Origin of the sequence: Acetobacter malorum, from assembly GCF_001580615.1 — a bacterium.
GTDB lineage: Bacteria > Pseudomonadota > Alphaproteobacteria > Acetobacterales > Acetobacteraceae > Acetobacter > Acetobacter malorum.
This window is the reverse complement of record NZ_LHZC01000042.1, coordinates 42,036-62,020: the sequence shown is the minus strand read 5'-3', so window position 1 is coordinate 62,020 and position 19,985 is coordinate 42,036. Positions and strand designations below refer to the sequence as shown.

The 19,985-nt window shown below is 60.7% G+C and carries 15 protein-coding genes and 1 tRNA gene; 14 read left to right on the top strand and 2 right to left on the bottom strand.

Translation table 11 applies throughout. The features are described from left to right. The first annotated feature begins 521 nt into the window (after nt 1-521). From tsaE to AD930_RS04695, 6 genes are all read left to right on the top strand, one after another. Nucleotides 522-992: a tRNA (adenosine(37)-N6)-threonylcarbamoyltransferase complex ATPase subunit type 1 TsaE gene (gene tsaE / locus AD930_RS04720; RefSeq protein WP_061505318.1), complete on the top strand. Its 471-nt coding sequence runs from the start codon at nt 522-524 to the stop codon at nt 990-992. Nucleotides 993-1,003: 11 nt separating this feature from the next. Continuing rightward, nucleotides 1,004-4,177, top strand: coding sequence for a PD-(D/E)XK nuclease family protein (locus tag AD930_RS04715; protein ID WP_061505317.1), 3,174 nt, complete (start codon nt 1,004-1,006; stop codon nt 4,175-4,177). Beyond that, nucleotides 4,174-7,773, top strand: coding sequence for a double-strand break repair helicase AddA (gene addA / locus AD930_RS04710; protein ID WP_244150493.1), 3,600 nt, complete (start codon nt 4,174-4,176; stop codon nt 7,771-7,773). The genes AD930_RS04715 and addA overlap by 4 nt, the downstream gene beginning before the upstream one ends. A gap of 129 nt (nt 7,774-7,902) precedes the next feature. Beyond that, a complete protein-coding gene (gene trxA, locus AD930_RS04705) occupies nt 7,903-8,229 on the top strand; it encodes a thioredoxin TrxA (RefSeq protein ID WP_043549901.1) in 327 nt (108 codons plus the stop codon). 131 nt (nt 8,230-8,360) lie between these two features. After that, complete coding sequence (gene accD, locus AD930_RS04700; protein ID WP_061505316.1) at nt 8,361-9,290, top strand: acetyl-CoA carboxylase, carboxyltransferase subunit beta; 930 nt, start codon at nt 8,361-8,363, stop codon at nt 9,288-9,290. Nucleotides 9,291-9,301: 11 nt separating this feature from the next. Further along, nucleotides 9,302-10,651: a bifunctional folylpolyglutamate synthase/dihydrofolate synthase gene (locus tag AD930_RS04695; protein ID WP_061505315.1), complete on the top strand. Its 1,350-nt coding sequence runs from the start codon at nt 9,302-9,304 to the stop codon at nt 10,649-10,651. A 60-nt stretch (nt 10,652-10,711) separates the two neighbouring features. Here the strand turns inward: AD930_RS04695 and AD930_RS04690 are convergent. Further along, nucleotides 10,712-10,786, bottom strand: a tRNA-Thr gene (locus tag AD930_RS04690). A gap of 134 nt (nt 10,787-10,920) precedes the next feature. On the opposite strand from AD930_RS04690, the gene cysS reads away from it, so the two are divergent. Then, nucleotides 10,921-12,291 (top strand): cysteine--tRNA ligase, encoded by a 1,371-nt coding sequence (gene cysS, locus AD930_RS04685; protein ID WP_061505314.1) that lies wholly within the window; start codon nt 10,921-10,923, stop codon nt 12,289-12,291. Further along, nucleotides 12,288-13,055: an RNA methyltransferase gene (locus AD930_RS04680; RefSeq protein WP_082781705.1), complete on the top strand. Its 768-nt coding sequence runs from the start codon at nt 12,288-12,290 to the stop codon at nt 13,053-13,055. The genes cysS and AD930_RS04680 overlap by 4 nt, the downstream gene beginning before the upstream one ends. Nucleotides 13,056-13,144: 89 nt before the next feature. Here AD930_RS04680 and AD930_RS04675 read toward each other — a convergent pair whose 3' ends face one another. Further along, nucleotides 13,145-13,810: an alpha/beta hydrolase gene (locus AD930_RS04675; RefSeq protein ID WP_025828379.1), complete on the bottom strand. Its 666-nt coding sequence runs from the start codon at nt 13,808-13,810 to the stop codon at nt 13,145-13,147. 494 nt (nt 13,811-14,304) lie between these two features. On the opposite strand from AD930_RS04675, the gene AD930_RS04670 reads away from it, so the two are divergent. Genes AD930_RS04670 through AD930_RS04645 form a run of 6 tightly spaced genes read left to right on the top strand, consistent with a single transcriptional unit; the run spans nt 14,305 to nt 19,972 of the window. Further along, the gene (locus AD930_RS04670; RefSeq protein WP_061505312.1) at nt 14,305-15,453 is read left to right on the top strand and encodes a cysteine desulfurase family protein; all 1,149 of its coding nucleotides are present in this window, start codon (nt 14,305-14,307) and stop codon (nt 15,451-15,453) included. A gap of 16 nt (nt 15,454-15,469) precedes the next feature. Further along, the gene (locus tag AD930_RS04665) at nt 15,470-16,633 is read left to right on the top strand and encodes a cysteine desulfurase family protein (protein ID WP_061505311.1); all 1,164 of its coding nucleotides are present in this window, start codon (nt 15,470-15,472) and stop codon (nt 16,631-16,633) included. Between the two features lie 7 nt (nt 16,634-16,640). After that, on the top strand, nt 16,641-16,955 hold the full coding sequence (locus tag AD930_RS04660) for a ferredoxin family 2Fe-2S iron-sulfur cluster binding protein (RefSeq protein WP_043549910.1): 315 nt from the start codon (nt 16,641-16,643) through the stop codon (nt 16,953-16,955). A gap of 32 nt (nt 16,956-16,987) precedes the next feature. Further along, nucleotides 16,988-18,070 carry a tRNA 2-thiouridine(34) synthase MnmA gene (gene mnmA, locus AD930_RS04655; RefSeq protein WP_043549911.1) on the top strand — a complete coding sequence of 361 codons (1,083 nt, stop codon included), beginning with the start codon at nt 16,988-16,990 and terminating at the stop codon, nt 18,068-18,070. Between the two features lie 12 nt (nt 18,071-18,082). Further along, nucleotides 18,083-18,754, top strand: coding sequence for a glutathione S-transferase (locus tag AD930_RS04650; RefSeq protein ID WP_061505310.1), 672 nt, complete (start codon nt 18,083-18,085; stop codon nt 18,752-18,754). A 33-nt stretch (nt 18,755-18,787) separates the two neighbouring features. Beyond that, a complete protein-coding gene (locus AD930_RS04645) occupies nt 18,788-19,972 on the top strand; it encodes a glycosyltransferase family 4 protein (RefSeq protein WP_082781704.1) in 1,185 nt (394 codons plus the stop codon). Nucleotides 19,973-19,985: the final 13 nt, after the last annotated feature.

Genomic DNA, 19,985 nt, shown 5'->3' with positions numbered 1-19,985 from the left:
TTTATCCCAAAGATAAACAGAAATTTATCTTATTTTGTGTGGTATGAGGGAAGGTATGCAACCAGAGCATGTTTTGGCCATCTCCCCATAAAAACAATCATAGGTTGAAACTAGCCGTAACGGATTTTCATTCTCTTACAGGGAAAGAGTAAATTTTTTATGAACACAAAACAAAAAGTGATTTTCTCACAAAAGTAACATAATCATTTCTCATTTATTAAATAAATATTACAAACAAAAAGAGATGAATAAATTGTTTGTTTTAAAGTTGATGTGATGAATAGATTTTTATTCAATGCACTGGATTGTAACTCGTCTAAAAAATATAACATGCGTTGAAAATACATTTATTATACTCCTTAGAAATACGAAGAGACTTTAGAAATCCCTAATCATAATAAATAGACTTCTGTTTTTCTGATTTCTGCGGTCATGCGTCTGGGCACGTTTCCCGGTGACCAGTCTTTTCCCGCTCGCCGTAATATGTGAGGAGAAGAAGAGCAGGTCGTGCAGAGGGCGGGATGACAGACACACAGAAAATTCTGAAAAATGAGCAGGCAACAGAGCAACTGGCCCGTGCGCTGGCGGTTTTGGCGCAACCGGGTGACGCACTTTTGCTCACAGGTCCGTTAGGGGCTGGGAAAAGCGTTTTTGCCCGTGCCTTTCTGCGCTGCTTTTGCGGGGATGACGCTCTGGAAGTGCCCAGCCCTACTTATACTCTTGTACAAACCTATCAGGCTCCTTCCTGTACCGTCTCACATTTTGATCTCTGGCGTCTGGGTGGCCCGGACGAACTGGAAGAACTCGGCTGGGAGGACGCGCGGGACGGCGTCGTTCTGGTGGAATGGCCGGAGCGTCTGGAAGATCTGACGCCCCCAGAGGCCCTGCATATTGCGTTTACGGTCGGGGCTGATGGTATGCGCACAGTGCATCTGCACGGCTGGGGCGACAGGCTGGATGGTGCTGTACTCTCTGCCAGCTTTTCGGGCTGAAAGGTTTTACCATGAGCCTTGCGACAATTCCGGCGCATCTGCCGTTTCTCGACCAGCTTGCTGCGCGCTGGCTTCAGGCCGCCGGGCATGACCCGGAGGCTGTGGGAGAGGGGACAATTATCCTCCCCGGTCGTCGTGCTGCGCGTGGTCTGACAGAAGCGTTCCTGCGGCAGATGGATGGCCGCGCCATGTTGCTGCCGCGTATTCTGCCCATCAGTGCGCTGGATGAAGCGGAACTGGGGTTGTCTTCCGATCTGGGAGGCACTGCCGGGTTTGACCTGCCCCCGGCGGTTGCTGGTATGACGCGCCTTGCCGTGCTGACGCGGCTGGTGTTGCAGGCGGAAGGGGCATTTGGCACCCGGCCCACGCTGGATCAGGCGTGGCCTCTGGCCAAAGCTTTAGCCGATCTGATGGATGAGGCTGAATGGGCGGATGTCGATCTGCCGACACGTCTGCCGGAGGCGGTGCAGGAAAACTTTGCGGAACACTGGCAGGTTATCCTGAAGTTTCTGGAAATTGTGACACGTGCCTGGCCGAAATGGCTGGCGAGCCAGCAGGTGATGAACCCGGTCGCGCGTCAGGTCACGTTGCTCCGCGCGCAGGCGCGGCTTTGGGAGGAGCAGGCGGCACGGGGGGATACAACACCCGTCTGGGCAGCAGGTTTTACCAATGTCATGCCTGCAACGGCGGAAGCCTTGCGGGCGGTGATGGCGTGTCCGGGTGGCCGCGTAATTCTGCCGGGTCTGGATCTGGAGATGCCGGAAGAGACGTTTGTGCAGTTGCCGGATAGTCATCCGCAGGCCGGTCTCAGCTATCTTCTGGCCTCGCTGGATGTGGTGCGGGCAGATGTTGAACTCTGGGATGCTGAGGGAGGATTTCCAGAGCGGGCACAGGTGCTCTTCCGGGCGTTGCTACCAGCCTCAGCTCTGGAAGACTGGGCAAAAGCCGGCCCTACCAATCTGGCGCAGGTTTCCCGGCTGGACGCAGCAGACCAGCAGGAAGAAGCTGTGGCGATTGCGATGATTTTGCGCAACGTAGTCGAAACACCCGGTAAGCGGGTGGCATTGGTCACGCCCGATCGTGCGCTTGCAGCCCGTGTCGCGACTGAACTGGCCCGTTGGGGCGTGCTGGCGGATGATAGTGCCGGTGCCTCTCTTATTGAAACACCCGGTGCCGTGCTACTGCGGCTTGTTGCGCAGATGATCGAAAACCGGTTTTCTCCGGTATCGGTCTTATCTGTTTTGAAACACCCTTTGGTGGCATGTGGTCTTTCCATGGGCGTGTGCCGTGCCTCAGCCCGTCTTTTGGAACGAACGGTGTTGCGCGGTCCGGCTCCCCCGCCCGGATTTGCCGCATTGCGCACGGCGGTGACAGCTGTTCTTAAAGACCATGCAAAAGACGAGCGGGCCTCAGCGCGCGCAGAAGGTGGGGCTGAGGCAGACCGTCCTTACGGACCAGAACCTCTGGAAACCTTTATGGATCGTCTGGCTTTTTGTCTGGAACCGATTTTGCCGTGGGATGGCTGGGTTGCCAGTGCAGGAGAGGGAACGCCGCTGACAGATGATCTGGGCCCGGAAGCGTATGGAGATCCGGAAAGGGTAGAGACTGAGGCTCAGCCCGGCCCAGCGGGCGAGACGCCCGATTTCAGTCACCGGGAGCCCGTGCCGGATTTGCTGGCCGCCTTGATTCAGGCTGTCGAACGGCTTGTAAAAACGGAAGATGAGGACGCGGCAAAACGGTTGTGGAGCGGAGAGGAGGGGAACCTGCTGGCCGGTCGCCTGACGGAACTGATGATGGCGTCTGATGTTCTGCCACCGCAGCCACCTGCTGTGCTGGATGGATTGCTGAGCGCTGTGCTGGCGGAAGATCGCGTGGCCGTGCGGCGTGGGGTGGAGCATGCTGCCCTGCATCCGCGTGTATTGATCTGGGGTTTGTTCGAAGCCCGATTGCAGACGGCGGATGTGGTTGTTCTGGGTGGACTTGCAGAAAATATCTGGCCCCCTGCGGCAGATGCCGGACCGTGGATGAGTCGCCCCATGCGCCAGCGCGTCGGCCTGCCTTCGCCAGAACAGGGAGTAGGGCAGGCCGCGCATGACTTTTTTGCCAGTGCTGCTGCTGCGGGGGAGGTTGTGCTGTCCTGCCCGCGTCGGCGTGATGGTGCACCTGTGGTGCCGGCCCGCTGGATTTCTCGTCTGGATGCGTTTTTATCCGGGCGTGGTCTGGCTGTTCCGCATCATCCTGCACTGGACTGGTTGCAGGTGCTGGACCGGCCGGATGGCCCGGCGCAGCCTGTCGCGCCGCCTCGGCCCACACCGCCAGTTGCTTTGCGTCCTCGCCGGTTGAGCGTGACGGAAATCGAGACATGGATGCGTGATCCGTACGCTATTTACGCGCGTCATGTTTTGAAACTTCAGCCTTTACCGGAACTGGAAGAAGCAGCTGACGCCTCAGATTATGGGATGATTGTGCATGATGCGCTGGAAGACTGGTTCCGGATGCATGGCATAACATGGCCCCCGCAGGCGGAAGCCGGGTTGCAGGAGGCTTTCCGGAAAGCCTTGCTTAAACGCACGCTGCGTCCGGCGTTGCAGGCATGGTGGGAGCCCCGGCTGATGCGTATTGCCTCATGGGTGGCGCATGCGGAATCGGCTTTGCGGGAGGGGACGGGAACGCCCGCTGCTATTCGCACGGAATCCAGAGGACAAGTGGATATTCTGGATGCGCCGCATGGCGCGTTCCGGCTGGTCGGGCGTGCGGACCGGATTGATTACGATGCGGAAGGCCGCGTGATTGTGCGCGACTACAAAACCGGCACGCTGCCGTCCGTGCGGGATGTGCGCTCCGGCTGGAGTCCGCAATTACCCCTGGAAGCTGCAATGATTTTGCGAGGTGGCTTTTCCAGTCTGCCCGGTGCGGCGGATATTGCCGGTCTGGTGTACTGGCGGCTGACCGGGGGAGCTGACCCTGGTGAGGAAGTGGCGATCAAGCCGGAAGGGGAGGCCTCTCTCACGGCCTTGGCGGAGCAGACATGGCAGAGCCTGCGGGACCGTATCTGCGCGTATGACAACCCGGCACAACCTTATCTGTCGCACCCACACCCCGGTCGGGAACCGCGTTTTGCGGATTACGCGCGTCTGGCCCGGGTGCCGGAGTGGAACACGGCGCGGGTGGAGGATGAGGCATGAGTGGCAGCCAAAGTATGTTAAAAAATCCTGCATTTTCTGAAGCGATTGACCAGGCTAACCGTCAGCAGGCTCTGGCGTCTGACCCGACGGCATCGGTTTTTGTCTCGGCGTCCGCAGGGAGTGGTAAAACCAAACTGCTGATTGACCGTCTGCTTCGGCTGATGCTGCCACGCTCCAATCCCGCAGGCGGAGAGGTTTTGCCGGGCAGCCCCCCAGCCCGGATTTTGTGCCTGACCTTTACCAAGGCCGCTGCCGCAGAAATGGCCATCCGGCTCCAGACTCGCCTTGGCCGCTGGGTGACGTTGCCGGATGAGGCCCTGAACAAGGAATTGCAGGGATTATCTGTTCCGTGCACTGCAGAAACACGCAGGCAAGCTCGGGCATTATTTGCAGAGGTTCTGGATCTTCCGGGCGGGATGCGCATTGGCACCATTCACGCCTTCTGTCAGTCGCTGCTACGGCGCTTCCCGCTGGAAGCAGCCATGAACCCGCATTTCACTGTCATGGAAGAAACCGATGCCACGCTGGCCTTGCAGGGGTGTGTGGAAACGGTGCTGGGGAATAGCCCGACACAAAGCATTGCCCCTCTGGCCGGCCAGATCAGCCTCGGGGATTTCGTTAATCTGGTTGGCGCACTCAGGCATGATTCCCGGGCGGAAGCTATTCGGGAGCGGGTGCTGAAGCTGCCAGCCCTGCTGCCTACCATTCTTTGCCGCGTGTTAGGGTTACCGCAGGGGGCGTTGAAGGGAAGTGATGCTGCGCAAATTCAAGACGCGTGCACGAATTTTCCGGGTGAGGAGCGCTTGCGGGCGCATATTCCTACACTGGTGGAAAAGGGGACGGAGACCGTTAAGGCGACGGCGTATCGTCTTCTGGACTGGCTGGCTTTGCCGCCTGCGGAGCGGGCTGCGCAGTGGGATGTATGGCGGAATGCTCTGCTTACAAAGGATGGAAAACCCCGCAAAAGGGGTTTGATTACGACCAAACTTGCAAATGATTACGCAGATCTGGCGACGGCTCTTGAACGGGAAGCTGCGCGAATTCTTGAAGTGGAAGAAGCCTTGCGGGCCAGACGGCTGGCACGGCTTGGTCTGGCGTTGTTGAAAACAGCGGCTCCGGTTGCGGCTTTGTATGATATTCGCAAGAGTCAGCGCGGCCTTGTGGAGTATGATGATCTTATCCGTCGTACACTTGGTCTTTTGCAACAACCGGGTGCTGCGTGGGTGTTGTATAAACTGGATGGTGGGATTGACCATCTGCTGTTGGATGAGGTGCAGGATACCTCACAAGAACAGTGGCGTATTGCAGGGGATCTGACAGCAGAATTTTTTGCGGGTGAAGGCACGCATACGCGGGAGCAGGGGCCACGCACCGTCTTTGCTGTGGGCGATTATAAACAGTCTATCTACGGTTTTCAGGGTGCCGACCCGGAATCTTTCCGTCTGTGGCGGCGGGAATTTAAAAACCGGGCGGCTTTTGCATCTCTGCCCTGGCAGGAGCCGGATCTGACAGTGTCTTTCCGCTCCACCGCTCCGGTTCTTGCTTTGGTGGATGCCGTGTTTTCCGTGCCGGATGCGGCGCGAGGCGTGGCGGAAGAAGATGGCCGTGCCATGCGCCACCTCACGGCCCGACCGGGCGAAGGGGGGCGCGTGGAACTGTGGCCGCTGGCTGAGGCGCAGATGGATGAGGAAGACGCCCTTAGTCCGTGGAAGCCCCCAACCGCCAATACCACCCGCCAGAACCCGCAGCAGAAACTGGCTGATACACTGGCACGTTTTATTGCGCGGCAATTGAACTCACCCCCGGAAGAGGGCGCGGCACCGCTGACGCCGGGTGATGTGCTGGTGCTGGTGCCGCGTCGGTCCTCGTTTGTCACGGCGCTGATTCGTGCTCTGAAAACGGAAAATGTGCCGGTTGCGACTCTGGTGCGCACAGGGCTGGCTGACCAGCTGGCTGTGCAGGATCTGATGGCACTCTGCGGAGCGCTGCTGCTGCCGCAGGATGATCTGACGCTGGCGTGTGTGCTGACGTCTCCTTTAGGTGGCCTCTCCGATGAGAGCCTGATGGTGCTGGCGACCGGGCGCGGTAAGGCGGAGCCGCTCTGGTCCGCCTTGCGGGAGCATCACACGGAACGGCCAGACTGGACGCAGGCCTGGCAGATGCTGGATGGCCTGTTCCGGCGCGTGGATTATCTGACCCCGCATGAACTGCTGTCCGAGGCGCTGGGGCGTTCCGGTGGTCGCGCACGGTTGCTGGCCCGTCTGGGGCCGGAGGCTGCCGAGTCGATTGATGAACTGCTTTCGGCGGCTCTGCGCTATCAGGATATGCATCCGCCATCCTTGCAGGGCTTTCTGCACTGGCTGCGCAATTCGGAAGAAACGGTAAAGCGTGAAGCGGAAGCCGGGGGGGATGCTGTGCGCGTCATGACCGCGCATGGGGCGAAGGGGTTGCAGGCGCGGCTGGTCATTCTGCCCGATACGGTGGGCACACCCCGGTTTGAGGATCGTCTGTTCTGGGTGAAGGACGGTCCAACCGGGCTGGACGTGCCGCTTTATGTGCCACGGGGTGCGCTGGCCGTAAGCGTGACGCAAAAATTGCGGGCGGCCATGCAGGCCAGTGCGATCGAGGAATATAACCGCCTGCTCTATGTGGCGCTTACGCGTGCCGCAGAGCGTCTGGTGGTCTGTGGCTGGAAGCCGGGGCGCGTGGTGCCGCCTGAAAGCTGGTATGAACGGTGCCGCAAGGGGTTTGAAGTCGTCGGTGCTGTGCCGCAGGAGTGGGATGCGGGCGGCTGGACGGGCGAAATGCTGGTTCTGGAGGAAAAGCCCCAGCCGCGTGGCCTCAAAGAAAGCCTGCAAGAGCAGTCAGCCAGTCAGCTACCGGTTGCGGCCTCTCCGCCAGCTCTGCCTGCATGGCTGGGGCATGCCCCGACATGGCAAGGCGCGCCGCCGGTGCCGGATGCTCCATTGGCTCGGCCTCTGGCCCCCAGCCGCCCGGATGATGCCATGCTGGGGCCATTGCCCCCGGTCCGTTCTCCGCTGGATGTGGCTACGGTCACGCCCGCTGCAGCGCGTGAGGCCGCTTTCCGGCGCGGCACGCTGGTGCATGCTCTCTTACAGTATCTACCTGCTTATTCACCGGAGCAGCAGGCCGAGATGGCCTATGCCTGGCTGGGGCGGCCTGCCAGCGGGTTGAAGCCTGATGAGGCGCAAGCTCTGGCTGAACAGGTGCTGAGCGTACTGGCGTTGCCGGATCTGGCGCCCTTGTTCTCCTCGCAGGCGCGGGCTGAGCAGCGTCTGGCCGGTGTGGCAGGCGGGCAGGTGATTGTGGGGCAGGTGGACCGCATGATTCTGCTGCCGGACAAGGTGCTGGTGTGTGACTTCAAAACCGGGCGGCACACGCCGCGCACGGTGGCGGCAACACCAGTGTTGTATCTGCGCCAGATGGCGGCCTACCGGGCTTTGTTGCAGGGGTTGTATCCCGATAAACCGGTGCGATGTGTGCTGGTCTGGACGGAAGGGCCGCGCGCGGATGTGCTGCCCGATGCCTTGCTGGATCTGCATGCACCGGGGGGCGGCCCCTACAGCGCATCTTGACCGGATGCGCTGGCCCCTTAAGTGTAGAGAGACACAGAAGTGGATGGGGAACCGTTTGCACGCAGCTGGGTTTGGCCCTGCACGACGCACCTGCGTGATCCGTCCCTTAAACCAAGGAAGAGATAATCCATGAGTGAACATACACGTGCTGTTACAGATTCCAGCTTTGATGCCGATGTGCTCAAGGCCTCTGGTCTGGTGCTGGTTGATTTCTGGGCAGAGTGGTGCGGCCCGTGCAAGATGATCGGCCCGGCGCTTGAAGAACTCGGCAAGGACTTTGCCGGTAAGCTGACGGTGGCCAAGATCAACATTGATGATAACCCCGTCTCCCCCAACACCTACGGCGTGCGCAGCATCCCGACCCTGATGCTGGTGCGTGATGGTCAGGTGCTGGACACCAAGGTGGGCGCACTGCCCAAAAGCCAGCTGAAAGCCTGGGTTGAAGGCGCTCTGTAAGGCGCATCTCCCAGTCTGATGCGCCGTCCCGCCGGGCCATAATGCTTGGCAGGACGGCGCAAGCAGCGTAAGGCACGCTGCAACAGGGCTATGTTCCCATTTTTTGATTTATCGCAGTTGCAGGGTTCAAAATGAGCTGGATCACCGAATACGTCCGTCCCAAAATTCGCGGCCTGCTGCGTCGTGACGTGCCGGATAATCTGTGGACCAACTGCGAGTCCTGCAGTCAGATGGTTCTGACCAAGGAACTGCACCGTAACCTGAATGTGTGCCCCCATTGCGGGCACCACATGAAAGCGCCGGTGGCTGACCGTCTGGCGTGGACGTTTGATAACGGGGAATGCACCCGGATCGAACTGCCGCCTGCCCCGGTGGACCCGCTGGGCTTCCGTGACCAGAAAAAATATACCGACCGCCTGAAAGACGCCCGCGCCAAGAGTCAGCTGGATGAATCCCTGATTGTGGCCCACGGCACTATTGGCGGGCACCCGAGCGTTGTGGGTGTCATGGCGTTTGAATTCATGGCCGGCACCATGGGCGCTGCCTTTGGTGAGCGCTTTGTGGCCGCCGCGCGTCTGGCCGTGTTGCAGAAGTCTCCTCTGGTCATTTTCACGGCCTCTGGCGGCGCGCGTATGCAGGAAGGTGCGATCAGCCTGATGCAGATGCCGCGCACCACCATTGGCGTGCAGATGCTCAAAGAAGCGGGCCTGCCTTATATTGTGGTGCTGACCAACCCGACCACGGGTGGGGTGACGGCCTCCTTCGCTATGCTGGGCGATGTGCAGATTGCCGAGCCCAATGCTCTTATCGGCTTTGCTGGCCCGCGCGTGATTGAAGATACGGTGCGCGAAAAGCTGCCCGAAGGCTTCCAGCGGTCTGAATATCTGCTGGACCACGGCATGCTGGACATGGTGGTGAAGCGCAAAGATATGCGGGAAACGCTGGCCCGGATCATTGGCTTGCTGATGCGCACGCCTGTTACGCCGGACGGTGATAAGGTTGCGCCCACGCCTGCCGCTACGGTTGTACCGGACGCCGCTCCTGCGGCCCCGGCTGCCTGAGCGATTGGCGCGTGACATCCTCTTCTGGCGGCTCTGCGCCGACGACTGAGTTTTCCGGCCGTACCGGAGAAGTCTTGGAACGGCTGAACAGCCTTTACCCGGCGTTGATTGATCTCTCGCTCGGGCGGCTGGAAACCCTGCTTGGTAAGCTGGGCCACCCGGAAGATAAATTGCCGCCCGTTATCCATGTGGCGGGCACCAACGGCAAAGGCAGCACTTGCGCCACGCTGCGCGCTATTGGCGAGGCGGCTGGCTGGCGCGTGCATGTGATGACGTCCCCCCATCTGGTGGATGTGACGGAGCGGTTCCGCATTGCCGGAAAGCTGGTGAGCGAGGCCGAACTGGTCTCCACACTGGAAGAAATCGAGCAGGTCAACGCGGGCGCGCCTATCACTGTGTTTGAGGTGCTGACGGCAGCGGGCTTCCTGCTGTTCTCGCGCCATCCGGCGGAATTAGCCATTATCGAGGTTGGTCTGGGTGGCCGGTGTGACGCCACCAATGTGCTTAAGCACCCGGCTGCCTGCATCGTCACCTCTGTTTCCATGGATCATGAAGCATTTCTGGGGAACACGCTGGAAGCGATTGCCGCTGAAAAAGCCGGCATTTTCAAACCCGGTGTGCCTGCCGTAACCGGCGCGCAGCCGGATGCCGTGCGGCATGTGCTGGAAGCGGAAGCCCGCAAGGTGGGCGCGCCGCTCGCCTGTCGTGGTGAGGCCTGGCAGATTGCGGCTGCCGCTTCTGCGGGTGTTTCCGCGCCAGAGGGCAGTCTGATTTTTACCGATTCCCAAGGGACGCTCACGCTGCCGGCTCCTGCTCTTACTGGCCCATGGCAGATGGAAAATGCTGGTCTGGCGGTGGAGGCTCTGCGTGTTTCTGGCCTGAGCGTGCCGGATGCGGGCTGGCAGGGCGTGGGCAAGGTCTCGTGGCCTGCACGCATGCAGCGTCTGCACGGGAAACTGGCGGAAAGCCTGCCTGCAGGATGGGAGTTGTGGCTGGATGGGGGGCACAATCCCGGCGCGGGTCATGCACTGGCGCAGGAATTGCAGAAATGGGGCGACGAGCCTCTGCACCTGCTGGTCGGCATGAAGCAAACCAAGGATGCCACGGGCTTTCTGAACCCGGTTCTGCCTTACGCCACCACGCTGTGGGCTATTAGTGAACCCACGCAGCATCTGGCTTTGCCGGTTGAAGCAATTGTCGAGGCCTCAGCAGGCAAGGCACAGGTTGGCCCGACACTGGTAAAAGCGTTGGAAGGCCTCAAAGCCCAGTCAGACGGCAAACCCGCCCGGGTGCTGATTTGCGGCAGCCTGTATCTGGCTGGTGTAGCGCTGACACAGGATGGCTGGAAACCGGGCGCGTAAAAGCGCGCCTCTGGCTCATTAAGAGCAGGCAAAACAGCATTTTTTGAAAATAGGAAAGAATGGTGCCCCCATTCAGATTTGAACTGAAGACCTACCGCTTACAAGGCGGTTGCTCTACCACTGAGCTATAAGGGCACAGCACGTTACGTGCAGGGGCGGATTAAAACTGTAAAACGCGCGGCGCGTCAAGATCCGGTTTTCGATCTTCCCGCAGTTTTTTGGTTGTGCGGATATTGCATCGAACCACACGCTGGCGCATCTAGTCGCTTATGTCGCACTCTGCCTCAGCATCTTTGCCAGCACTCTCTCTGCACGATAGTCAGCGCCGCGCGACCGTGCCGTTCACGCCGCTCGATCCGGAGCATGTGAAAGTCTATTATTGTGGACCCACGGTCTATGATCTGGCCCATATTGGCAACCTGCGCGCCATGCTGACGGCTGACGTGCTGGTGCGGTTCCTGCGCCATGCCTATCCGCGTGTAACCTTTGTGCGCAACATCACGGATGTGGATGATAAGATCACCGCCCGTGCCCGCGCCAATGGGGAAGATATTGGCTCCCTCACGCAGCGTACCACGGAAGAGTTTCATCAGGATTTGGCCGCCATGAACGTGCTGCCGCCGGATATTGAACCGCGCGCCACGCATAACATTGGTGAAATGCAGGCGCTGATTGCCCGCCTGATTGAAAACGGCCACGCCTATGAGGCGGATGGTCATGTGCTGTTCTCGGTCGCGTCTTTCCCGTCTTACGGCGCATTGTCTGGCCGGGACCCGGAAGATCTGGTGGCTGGTGCCCGTGTGGAAGTAGCGGGCTACAAGAAAAATCCGGGTGACTTTGTGCTCTGGAAACCCTCCGATGCAGATCAGCCGGGCTGGGAAAGCCCGTGGGGTCGCGGGCGTCCGGGCTGGCATATTGAATGCTCGGCCATGTCGCACCGCTATCTGGGTGAAAGCTTTGATATTCACGGTGGTGGGTCGGACCTCCTGTTCCCCCACCATGAGAATGAGCGCGCCCAGAGCCTGTGCTGCTTCCCGCAGGGTAAGTTCGCCAATTACTGGGTGCATAACGCCATGCTTCTCGTTGAAGGCGAGAAGATGTCGAAATCACTCGGCAACTTCCTGACGATTCGGGACGTGCTGAAACAGGCTCCGGCGGAGGCCCTCCGCCTGCTGCTGCTGGGGGCGCATTACCGCTCTACGCTGAACTATACGCAGGCTGGCTTGCAGGAATCCCGCAAGGTGCTGGACCGGTTCTATCGCGCTCTGGCTGCAGGCCCTGTGCCGGAGGTTGCTCCGTCGGAAGGCGTCATGAAGGCGCTGGCGGAAGATCTGAACACGCCGATGGCCATTGCTGAACTGCATGCTCTTGCCGGTCAGGCGCTGGCGGGTGACAGACAGGCCGCCGGGGCTCTGAAAGCTGGCGCGGGTATGCTTGGGCTTTTGCAGGAAGACCCTGAAAAATGGTTCAAGGGCGACAGTTCTGACGAAGATGCAGAAATCGACGGCCTGATTGCCGAGCGTGCAGCTGCCAAAAAGGCCCGCGATTTTGCAAAGGCGGATGCCTTGCGTGACCAGCTACAGGGGCAGGGGATTGTGCTTGAAGATACGAAAGACGGCACCATCTGGAGGCGGGCATGACCGGGCGTGACGGCGGGGCTCCGCTGGAGCCCGTTGGCAACACGCCGGTTGTCATTCTGGTGCGTCCGCAGCTTGCGGAAAATATTGGCACCACCGCGCGGGCCATGGCCAATGGTGGGCTGTTTCACCTCCGGCTGGTCAGCCCGCGGGATGGCTGGCCGCAGGACCGCGCCTGGCGCACCGCCTCAGGCGCAGACCGGATTCTGGAAGCAGCCACGGTGCATGAGAGCGTGGATGACGCTATTGCCGATCTGCACCACGTTTTCGCCACCTGTCCGCGTCCGCGCCACATCGTCAAAACGGTGATGACGGCACGCGGTGGGGCAGCGGAATTGCGCGCGGCCACCAATCGGGGCCTCAAAGTCGGGCTGCTGTTTGGGCCGGAACGTGCCGGGCTGGATAATGAGGATATGGCGCGGGCGGATGCGCTCATTCGCTATCCGCTAAACCCGGCCTTCATGTCGCTCAATCTGGCGCAGGCCGTCATGATCATGGCGTATGAATGGTGGATGGCGGAAGATCAGACCGCGCCGCGTGAACTCATGACCAACGAGACCCATGTGGCCACCAAAGGTGAGCTGGAAAACTTTATGGGGCATCTGATTCGGGAGCTGGACGAGTGCGGCTTCCTGCATAACGAGCAGAAGCGCCCCGGCATGGTTCGCAATCTGCGGCACTTTTTCACGCGTGGGGAAGTTACGGAGCAGGAGCTGCGCACGCTGCATGGCGTGGTGCGGGAACTGGCGCATCCGCGCAGAAAGTAATCTAAACGACCGAACTGCACGCCTTTATTAGGCGGTGGTTCGGTATGCAGGGGCAGATGTGCGGACACTCTGCCCCATGCATAAGGAAATCAGTCAGCAGCCAGCGGCATGTTGCGGTGTGCCATGGCTGTCGTCACATGGTCTTCCAGAGCAGCCGTCACCTTGTCTGCCTGTTTGGCAAAGATATGGTCTGCATCGGGGAACACGCGGTAGTCGACCGTCACACCCTTCTGGGTGTTCAGCTTATCCACCAGTTTGTGAATGGCCGGTTCCGGAGCCATGTCATCCTTGCCGCCTGCAATCATCAGGCCGCCACAGGGGCACGGTGCCAGAAAACCAAAATCATAATAGGTGGCCGGGGGTGCGACGCTGATCCAGCCGGTAATTTCCGGACGGCGCATCAGCAACTGCATGCCCACAAAAGCCCCGAAGGAATAGCCCGCAATCCACAGACCGCTGGCATTCGGGTTGACCATCTGCATCCAGTCCAGAGCGGCGGCGGCATCGGAAATTTCACCAATCCCACCGTCATACCGGCCCTGAGACCGCCCGACACCACGGGAGTTGTAGCGCATGACCGAAAAGCCCATTTTTTCAAAGGACCGGTACATAGCGTAGGTAATGCGGTTGTTCATTGTGCCGCCATGCAGCGGGTGCGGGTGCAGCACCAGTGCTAAGGGGGCATTGGGCTGGTTGGAATGGTGGTAACGCCCTTCAAGACGCCCGTCCGGGCCGGCAAACATAACCTCAGGCATTCGGGTTCCGCATTGTTTTGAAATGCGTCCGTGGGCATGACGCATCCCGGTTTGGCAGATGCTCCGGCAGGCGGCGATGCCACGCTACAAGCCGGTGCGGGCGGGTCAGGCGGCCCGCAAAACATTCGTAAAACAGGCCACCCACCGCCGCATGCAGGAAAGACGCGGCTGAGAAAGGTCTGTTATGGACATGGTATCATGCAGGAGGCAGGAAAAGGGGTGAGGCGCAAAATCTGAGATTGACCTTGTCGCTGGCAGGGGCATACTGCTCCTGTGTTGTCTTGTGGCCACCAAAGACACCGGAAAACAGACTCTCCATGCTGGCCCACCTTGCTGCACTGTATGGTAACGACCATGTGCCCTTCTATAAGGGGTGTGCAATCATAATTTCCACATAAATCGTTCTAATGGCTGTTTTGTGCCCCTTGCAGGGGAACGCACGGACAAGTGAAGGCAATCGGGCAGCGGCAACTGGCCGGAAAGAGGAGCAGAGTATGAGTCTCTGGACGCGCAGCGGGAGTGAGACGCCGCGTAGGATTTATCTGGATGCCAACGCGACGGAACCGCTCCGGCCGGAAGCGCGCGAGGCCATGCTTGCAGCGGCTGATCTGACAGGCAATCCCTCCTCCGTCCATCGGGCCGGGCGCATGGCGCGGGCCGTGCTGGAAGACGCGCGGGATCAGGTTGCAAAAACCCTTGGTGTGGCCCCGCTGAATTGTATTTTCACCTCTGGTGGAACGGAGGCCAATGTTCTGGCCATGCACGGGCTGGGGCAGGGCAGGCGCTTTCTGGTCGGGCAGACGGAACATGATGCCGTGCGCAAGGGCGTGCCAGCAGGCGCGCCGCTGGCGTGGCTGCCCGTGGACGCTGCCGGTCAGGTGCGACTGGATGTGCTGGAAGCCGAACTCGCGCAGGACGGCCCGTCCGCCTTTGTCTGTCTGATGCTGGCCAATAACGAGACGGGTGTTCTGCACCCCATGGCGGAGATTGTGCGCCTTTGCCGAATCCATGGCGCGCATGTGCATGTGGATGCCGTGCAGGCCGCAGGCCGCATGGCGTTGTGTGTTGAAGAGATGGGCATGGATAGCCTTGCTCTGTCTGGCCACAAAATGGGTGGCCCCAAAGGTGCTGGGGCTTTGCTGTTGCGAGGTCCGGCTCCCGCGCGTCTGGACCCGTTGTTTGAAGGGGGCGGACAGGAGCAGGGCCGCCGTGGCGGTACGCCGCCATTGCCAGCACTGGCGGGGCTGACGGCAGCCTTGCAGGCGTCTCTGGCTCAGCCTGCTCAGCTGCTTGCAGCGTTGCGGGATAAGCTGGAAGAGGCGGCGGTTGCCGCAGGTGCTGTGGTGAATGGCGGTGATGCACCCCGGTTGGCTAACACCACCAATCTGTCCTTGCCGGGGCGCAGGGCGCAGGGACAGTTGATGCGGCTGGATCTGGATGGCGTGTGTGTGTCTGCTGGGTCTGCCTGCTCATCCGGCAAGGTTGCGGCCTCTCATGTGCTGGACGCCATGGGACTTGGGGATCTTGCGGCGCAGGCCATTCGTGTGTCCCTGCCCTGGAATGTGACGGAAGACGACATAAATCAGTTTATCCGGGCTTATGGGGCCATGGCGCAAAGTGCTGCCCCGACCATTGCGGGCTAACCAAAAAGGGGAGGACATGGACGAGCTTTATTTCGATCATGCGGCGACCACCCCGTGTGACCCCCGCGTGCGGGCCGTGATGCTAACCGCTCTTGAAGAAGAGAACGGGAATCCGCACAGCAGCACCCACGCTTCGGGCCAGAGGGCTGCGGCGCTGGTGGAAACGGCACGCGCAGAAGTTGCTGCCCTCATTGGGGCCGACCCGCGTGAGATTATTTTCACATCCGGCGCGACCGAGGCCAATAATCTGGCCATCAAAGGGGCTGCACGCCATCTGGCCGCACAGGGCAGCCCGCGCCGCCGCGTGATTACCGTGGCTACCGAACATAAATGCGTTCTGGAAAGCGTGCGGGACTTGGCTCAGGAAGGATTTGAGCCGGTTATTCTGCCTGTGGACGCCAACGGACTGCTGGACCCGGCTGTTTTGCAAAAGGCGCTTGAGGTGCCAACTGCTCTGGTTTCCATCATGGCGGCGAATAATGAGACGGGTGTGTTGCAGGATTTGGCAACACTCGCCCCGCTGGTGGAGCAGGCCGGAGCCTTGCTGCATTCGGACCTTGCGCAGGCAGCGGGGAAAATTCCGGTCGATGTGCGGCGAATGGGTCTGGCTCTGGGGTCTATTTCCTCGCACAAACTCTACGGTCCCAAAGGGGCCGGGGCGCTGTTTGTCCGCCGCCGTCCACGGGTGCGGTTGCACCCTCTGTTTTCTGGCGGAGGGCAGGAGCGCGGGCTGCGGTCCGGCACATTGCCGGGCTTTTTGCTGGCTGGATTCGGGGAGGCCTGCCGGATTGCGCGGGAAGAAGGGCCGAAAGATGCTGCCCATCTTGAGCATCTGCGGGACGTGTTTCTGGCGCGCGTGAAACGCAGCCTGCCGGGGGTCGTGGTCAATGCCGCCGCTGCACCTCGTTTGCCGGGTTTATTTAGTCTGCGTCTGCCGGAAGGCCTAAAGGCGCTGGAGGTGATTGCCGCCATGCCGGGGCTGGCTGTGTCTCTGGGCTCGGCCTGTTCTTCGGCGGAAATCGCCCCGTCTTATGTGCTGGAGGCCATGGGTCTGGGGCGGGATGAGGCCGGAAGAAGCTTGCGTCTCTCCCCCGGACGTTTTACCTCAGCCGCCGAGGCGGAGCGCGCGGCGGACAGGCTGGTGCAGGCCGCCATGACAAAGACAGCCTTGGCAGGATAAAAAACGAATGCCCCAGATGACGTTTGTTGAACAGGACGGAACCGAACGCACGGTTGATGCGCCGCTCGGCCTTTCTGTGCTTGAAATTGCCCACAAGCATGGCATTGATCTTGAAGGGGCCTGTGAAGGCTCTCTGGCCTGCGCAACCTGCCATGTGGTTGTAGACCCGTCCTGGGCGCCGAAACTGGCTGCCGCCACGGATGATGAAGAAGATATGCTGGATCTGGCCTTTGGTCTGGAAAAGACGTCCCGCCTTGGGTGCCAGATTGTCATGACTGAAGCACTGGATGGTCTGGTTGTGCGCCTGCCGCGCACGGCCTGAACACCGTTTACAGATAAAAAGGGGACGCGCCGATGCGCATTCTTGTGGCCATGTCCGGGGGGGTGGACAGTTCCGTGGTTGCCGCCCGCCTTCAGGCAGAAGGGCACGAGGTAATCGGAGCGACCCTTCAGCTTTATGATTCCCGCGGTGCGGCCAAAAAAGGCGCATGCTGTGCCGGGCAGGACATCCGTGATGCCCGTGCCGTGGCCGACCGTCTGGGATTCCCGCATTATGTGATTGATGCGGAACGCCGGTTTAAGGACAGCGTGATCGAGCGGTTTGCCGATGCCTATGCAGCCGGTGAAACCCCGGTCCCCTGCGTGGCCTGTAATCAGGGCGTGAAATTTACCGACCTGTTGGGGCTGGCGAAGGAAATCGGGGCCGACGCCATGGCCACCGGCCACTATGTGCGCCGTGTGGAAGGCCCGAACGGGGCAGAACTGCACCGCCCGGTTGATGAGGCGCGGGACCAGTCCTGGTTCCTGTTTGCCACCACGCGGGAACAGCTGGATTTCCTGCGTTTCCCGCTGGGCGACATGCCGGACAAGGCCGCTGTGCGTGAGGAAGCTGAGCGCTTCGGACTGGTTGTGGCGGGTAAGCCGGACAGTCAGGATCTCTGCTTTGTCAGCGATGGGTCCTATGTGGACCTCGTGGAAAAAATGCACCCCGAAATGGCTGGCCCCGGCGAGATTGTGGATAGCGCCGGCCGTGTTGTTGGCCAGCATGAAGGCGTGATGCGTTTTACCGTTGGCCAGAGCAAACGGCTGGGTAACGCGGCCCGGCTGGATGGTGAGCGTCAGATGGTTGTCGGTGTGGAACCGGGCCGCAAGCGCGTGGTGATTGGCCCGCGTGAGGGATCTTACGTCAGCACCCTTTCCGTGCGGGATGTGAACTGGCTGGTAGACGCTCCGCCGGAAGGGCTGGTCTGCCGCGTGCAGATGCGTGCGCGGGAAGAGCCCCGCCCGGCCCGTGTGGTGCCGACTGCGGAGGGTGCGACTGTTCTGCTGGAAGAACCCGCCATGCCCGCCCCCGGTCAGGCCTGTGTGTTTTATGATGGCAGCCGCATTCTGGGCGGCGGCTTTATTCGCCGGGCGGAGGCAACGTCGGCGGCCTGAAGGAGAGAAAAGATGGCAGACGGACGGCTGGTTATTGGAACGCAGCGCTATTCTTCATGGTCTCTGCGGGGCTGGCTTTCGGTCCGGCTGGCCGGGCTGAATGTCGATATTGATGTCATCCCTCTGGCCGGTGGCGGCAAGACGACAGCACTCAAAACGCTCTCTCCCAACGGCTGCGTACCGTATCTGGAACATCATGGTGCCGTGGTGTGGGACTCGCTCTCTATTGCGGAATATTGTGCGGAACAGGACCCCGATCTCTGGCCTGCTGACCGTTGTGCCCGCGCGGTTGCGCGCTCCATTTCTGCTGAAATGCATTCCGGTTTCCGCGCTGTGCGGGCTGCTCTGCCCATGAATCTGGGCCGCGATAAGCGTCCGCCGGCTGCGGGGTTTGATGAGGACGTGTTGAAAGACATCGCCCGTATTGATGCCCTCTGGACCGATGCCCGCACACGTTTTGGGCAGGATGGCGCATTCCTCTTTGGGGCAGAGTTTGGCAATGCCGATGCCATGTATGCCCCCATTGTGGCGCGATTTCTGTCCTACGATGTGCCCGGTCTTTCTGATGTTTCCCGCCAGTATATGGCGGCCGTGCGCCAGCATCCGTTGATGCAGGACTGGTACGATCAGGCTGCGCAGGAACCCACAGACTGGTATCTGGACGTTTATGAATCTCTGGCCTGATCGGGCTCGTTTTTCTGTGATGTTCTGCCAGATATGACGGCGCTTCCCGGCGAGGGCTCGCCAACGGCTCCCACACCGACCGAAGTTGCCGAAGAACGAGGCGCGCAAGGCCCACATTCAGCCTTGCGCGTTCTGACGGTGCTGACTCCGAGAGAACGTTTCGCACCCGGTGAGGCCGGGGCCATTGCGCTGCTGGTGCGGCGCATGGCGGGGAGTGCGGAAACTGTCGTCGGGCTTCCGCCTGTTGGGCAGCCCTTTGCCGGGGTGCGGTTTGTGCCTGTGGTGCCAGTCTTTCGGCCTTTCAGTCGCATTCAGCGTTATGCGGCGGGCGTTGCGCGTGTGGCCCGGTCTGTCCGGCCTGATCTGATTGAAGTCCATAACCGGCCTGATGTTGCTCTGGCTCTGCGCAAAGCCTGCCCCGGCCTGCCGATTGTGCTGGTGCTGCATAATGACCCGTGTGGCATGCGGCGCGCCCGTACAGCGGCAGAGCGTGAGCATCTGGGGCAGGCTGTGGCGGTGGTCGCGGTCTCAGAATGGGTGCGTGGGCGCTTTATCAGTCCGGGTGTCACCTCCTGCGTGCGGGTGCTGCCTAATAGTCTGGATCTTTCTGCCTTACCGCCGCCAGCGGAACAGCGAGACCCGGTGCTGCTGTTTGCCGGGCGCATTGTGGCGGATAAAGGGGCCGATGCTTTTGTGGCGGCCTGCGCCCGCGTTCTGCCCCGGCATGCAGGCTGGCGCGCTGAGATGATTGGCGCTGATCGCTTCGGCCCCGACTCGCCAGAGACTCCGTTTCTCAACGCTTTGCGTCCGCAGGCTGAACAGGCCGGTGTGGTGCTGCGCGGCTATCAGCCGCATGAGGCTGTGATGCAGGCCATGAGTTGGGCCGCCGTGGTGGCGGTGCCCAGCCGCTGGCCGGAACCGTTTGGTATGGCAGCTCTGGAAGCGATGGGATGCGGAGCAGCCGTTGTGGCCTCGCATCGGGGCGGTCTGCCGGATGTAGTCGGGGATGCCGGATTGTATGCGGACCCGGATGAACCGAACGATCTGGCCGATGTTCTGGAACGCCTCATCACCTCGCCAGCCCTACGAGCGGAAGCAGGGCAGGCTGGCCGTGCCCGTGCCCGGTTGTTTGATGCCGCTACCATGCGGGAAAAACGCCGCCTCCTGCATGAAGACATTGTGCGGGAATGGCGCTGGAAAGGACTGTTCCGGGCCTGACGACCGCCCTTTC

Excerpts from the sequence above, each read along its gene's own strand:
- AD930_RS04680 (WP_082781705.1), top strand. The coding sequence starts at position 12,288 with ATGACCGGGCGTGACGGCGGGGCTCCGCTGGAGCCCGTTGGCAACACG.
- trxA (WP_043549901.1), top strand. The coding sequence starts at position 7,903 with ATGAGTGAACATACACGTGCTGTTACAGATTCCAGCTTTGATGCCGAT.
- tsaE (WP_061505318.1), top strand. The coding sequence starts at position 522 with ATGACAGACACACAGAAAATTCTGAAAAATGAGCAGGCAACAGAGCAA.
- AD930_RS04665 (WP_061505311.1), top strand. The coding sequence starts at position 15,470 with ATGGACGAGCTTTATTTCGATCATGCGGCGACCACCCCGTGTGACCCC.
- mnmA (WP_043549911.1), top strand. The coding sequence starts at position 16,988 with ATGCGCATTCTTGTGGCCATGTCCGGGGGGGTGGACAGTTCCGTGGTT.
- addA (WP_244150493.1), top strand. The coding sequence starts at position 4,174 with ATGAGTGGCAGCCAAAGTATGTTAAAAAATCCTGCATTTTCTGAAGCG.
- cysS (WP_061505314.1), top strand. The coding sequence starts at position 10,921 with ATGTCGCACTCTGCCTCAGCATCTTTGCCAGCACTCTCTCTGCACGAT.
- AD930_RS04645 (WP_082781704.1), top strand. The coding sequence starts at position 18,788 with ATGACGGCGCTTCCCGGCGAGGGCTCGCCAACGGCTCCCACACCGACC.
- AD930_RS04670 (WP_061505312.1), top strand. The coding sequence starts at position 14,305 with ATGAGTCTCTGGACGCGCAGCGGGAGTGAGACGCCGCGTAGGATTTAT.
- AD930_RS04650 (WP_061505310.1), top strand. The coding sequence starts at position 18,083 with ATGGCAGACGGACGGCTGGTTATTGGAACGCAGCGCTATTCTTCATGG.
- accD (WP_061505316.1), top strand. The coding sequence starts at position 8,361 with ATGAGCTGGATCACCGAATACGTCCGTCCCAAAATTCGCGGCCTGCTG.
- AD930_RS04715 (WP_061505317.1), top strand. The coding sequence starts at position 1,004 with ATGAGCCTTGCGACAATTCCGGCGCATCTGCCGTTTCTCGACCAGCTT.
- AD930_RS04675 (WP_025828379.1), bottom strand. The coding sequence starts at position 13,810 with ATGCCTGAGGTTATGTTTGCCGGCCCGGACGGGCGTCTTGAAGGGCGT.
- AD930_RS04660 (WP_043549910.1), top strand. The coding sequence starts at position 16,641 with ATGCCCCAGATGACGTTTGTTGAACAGGACGGAACCGAACGCACGGTT.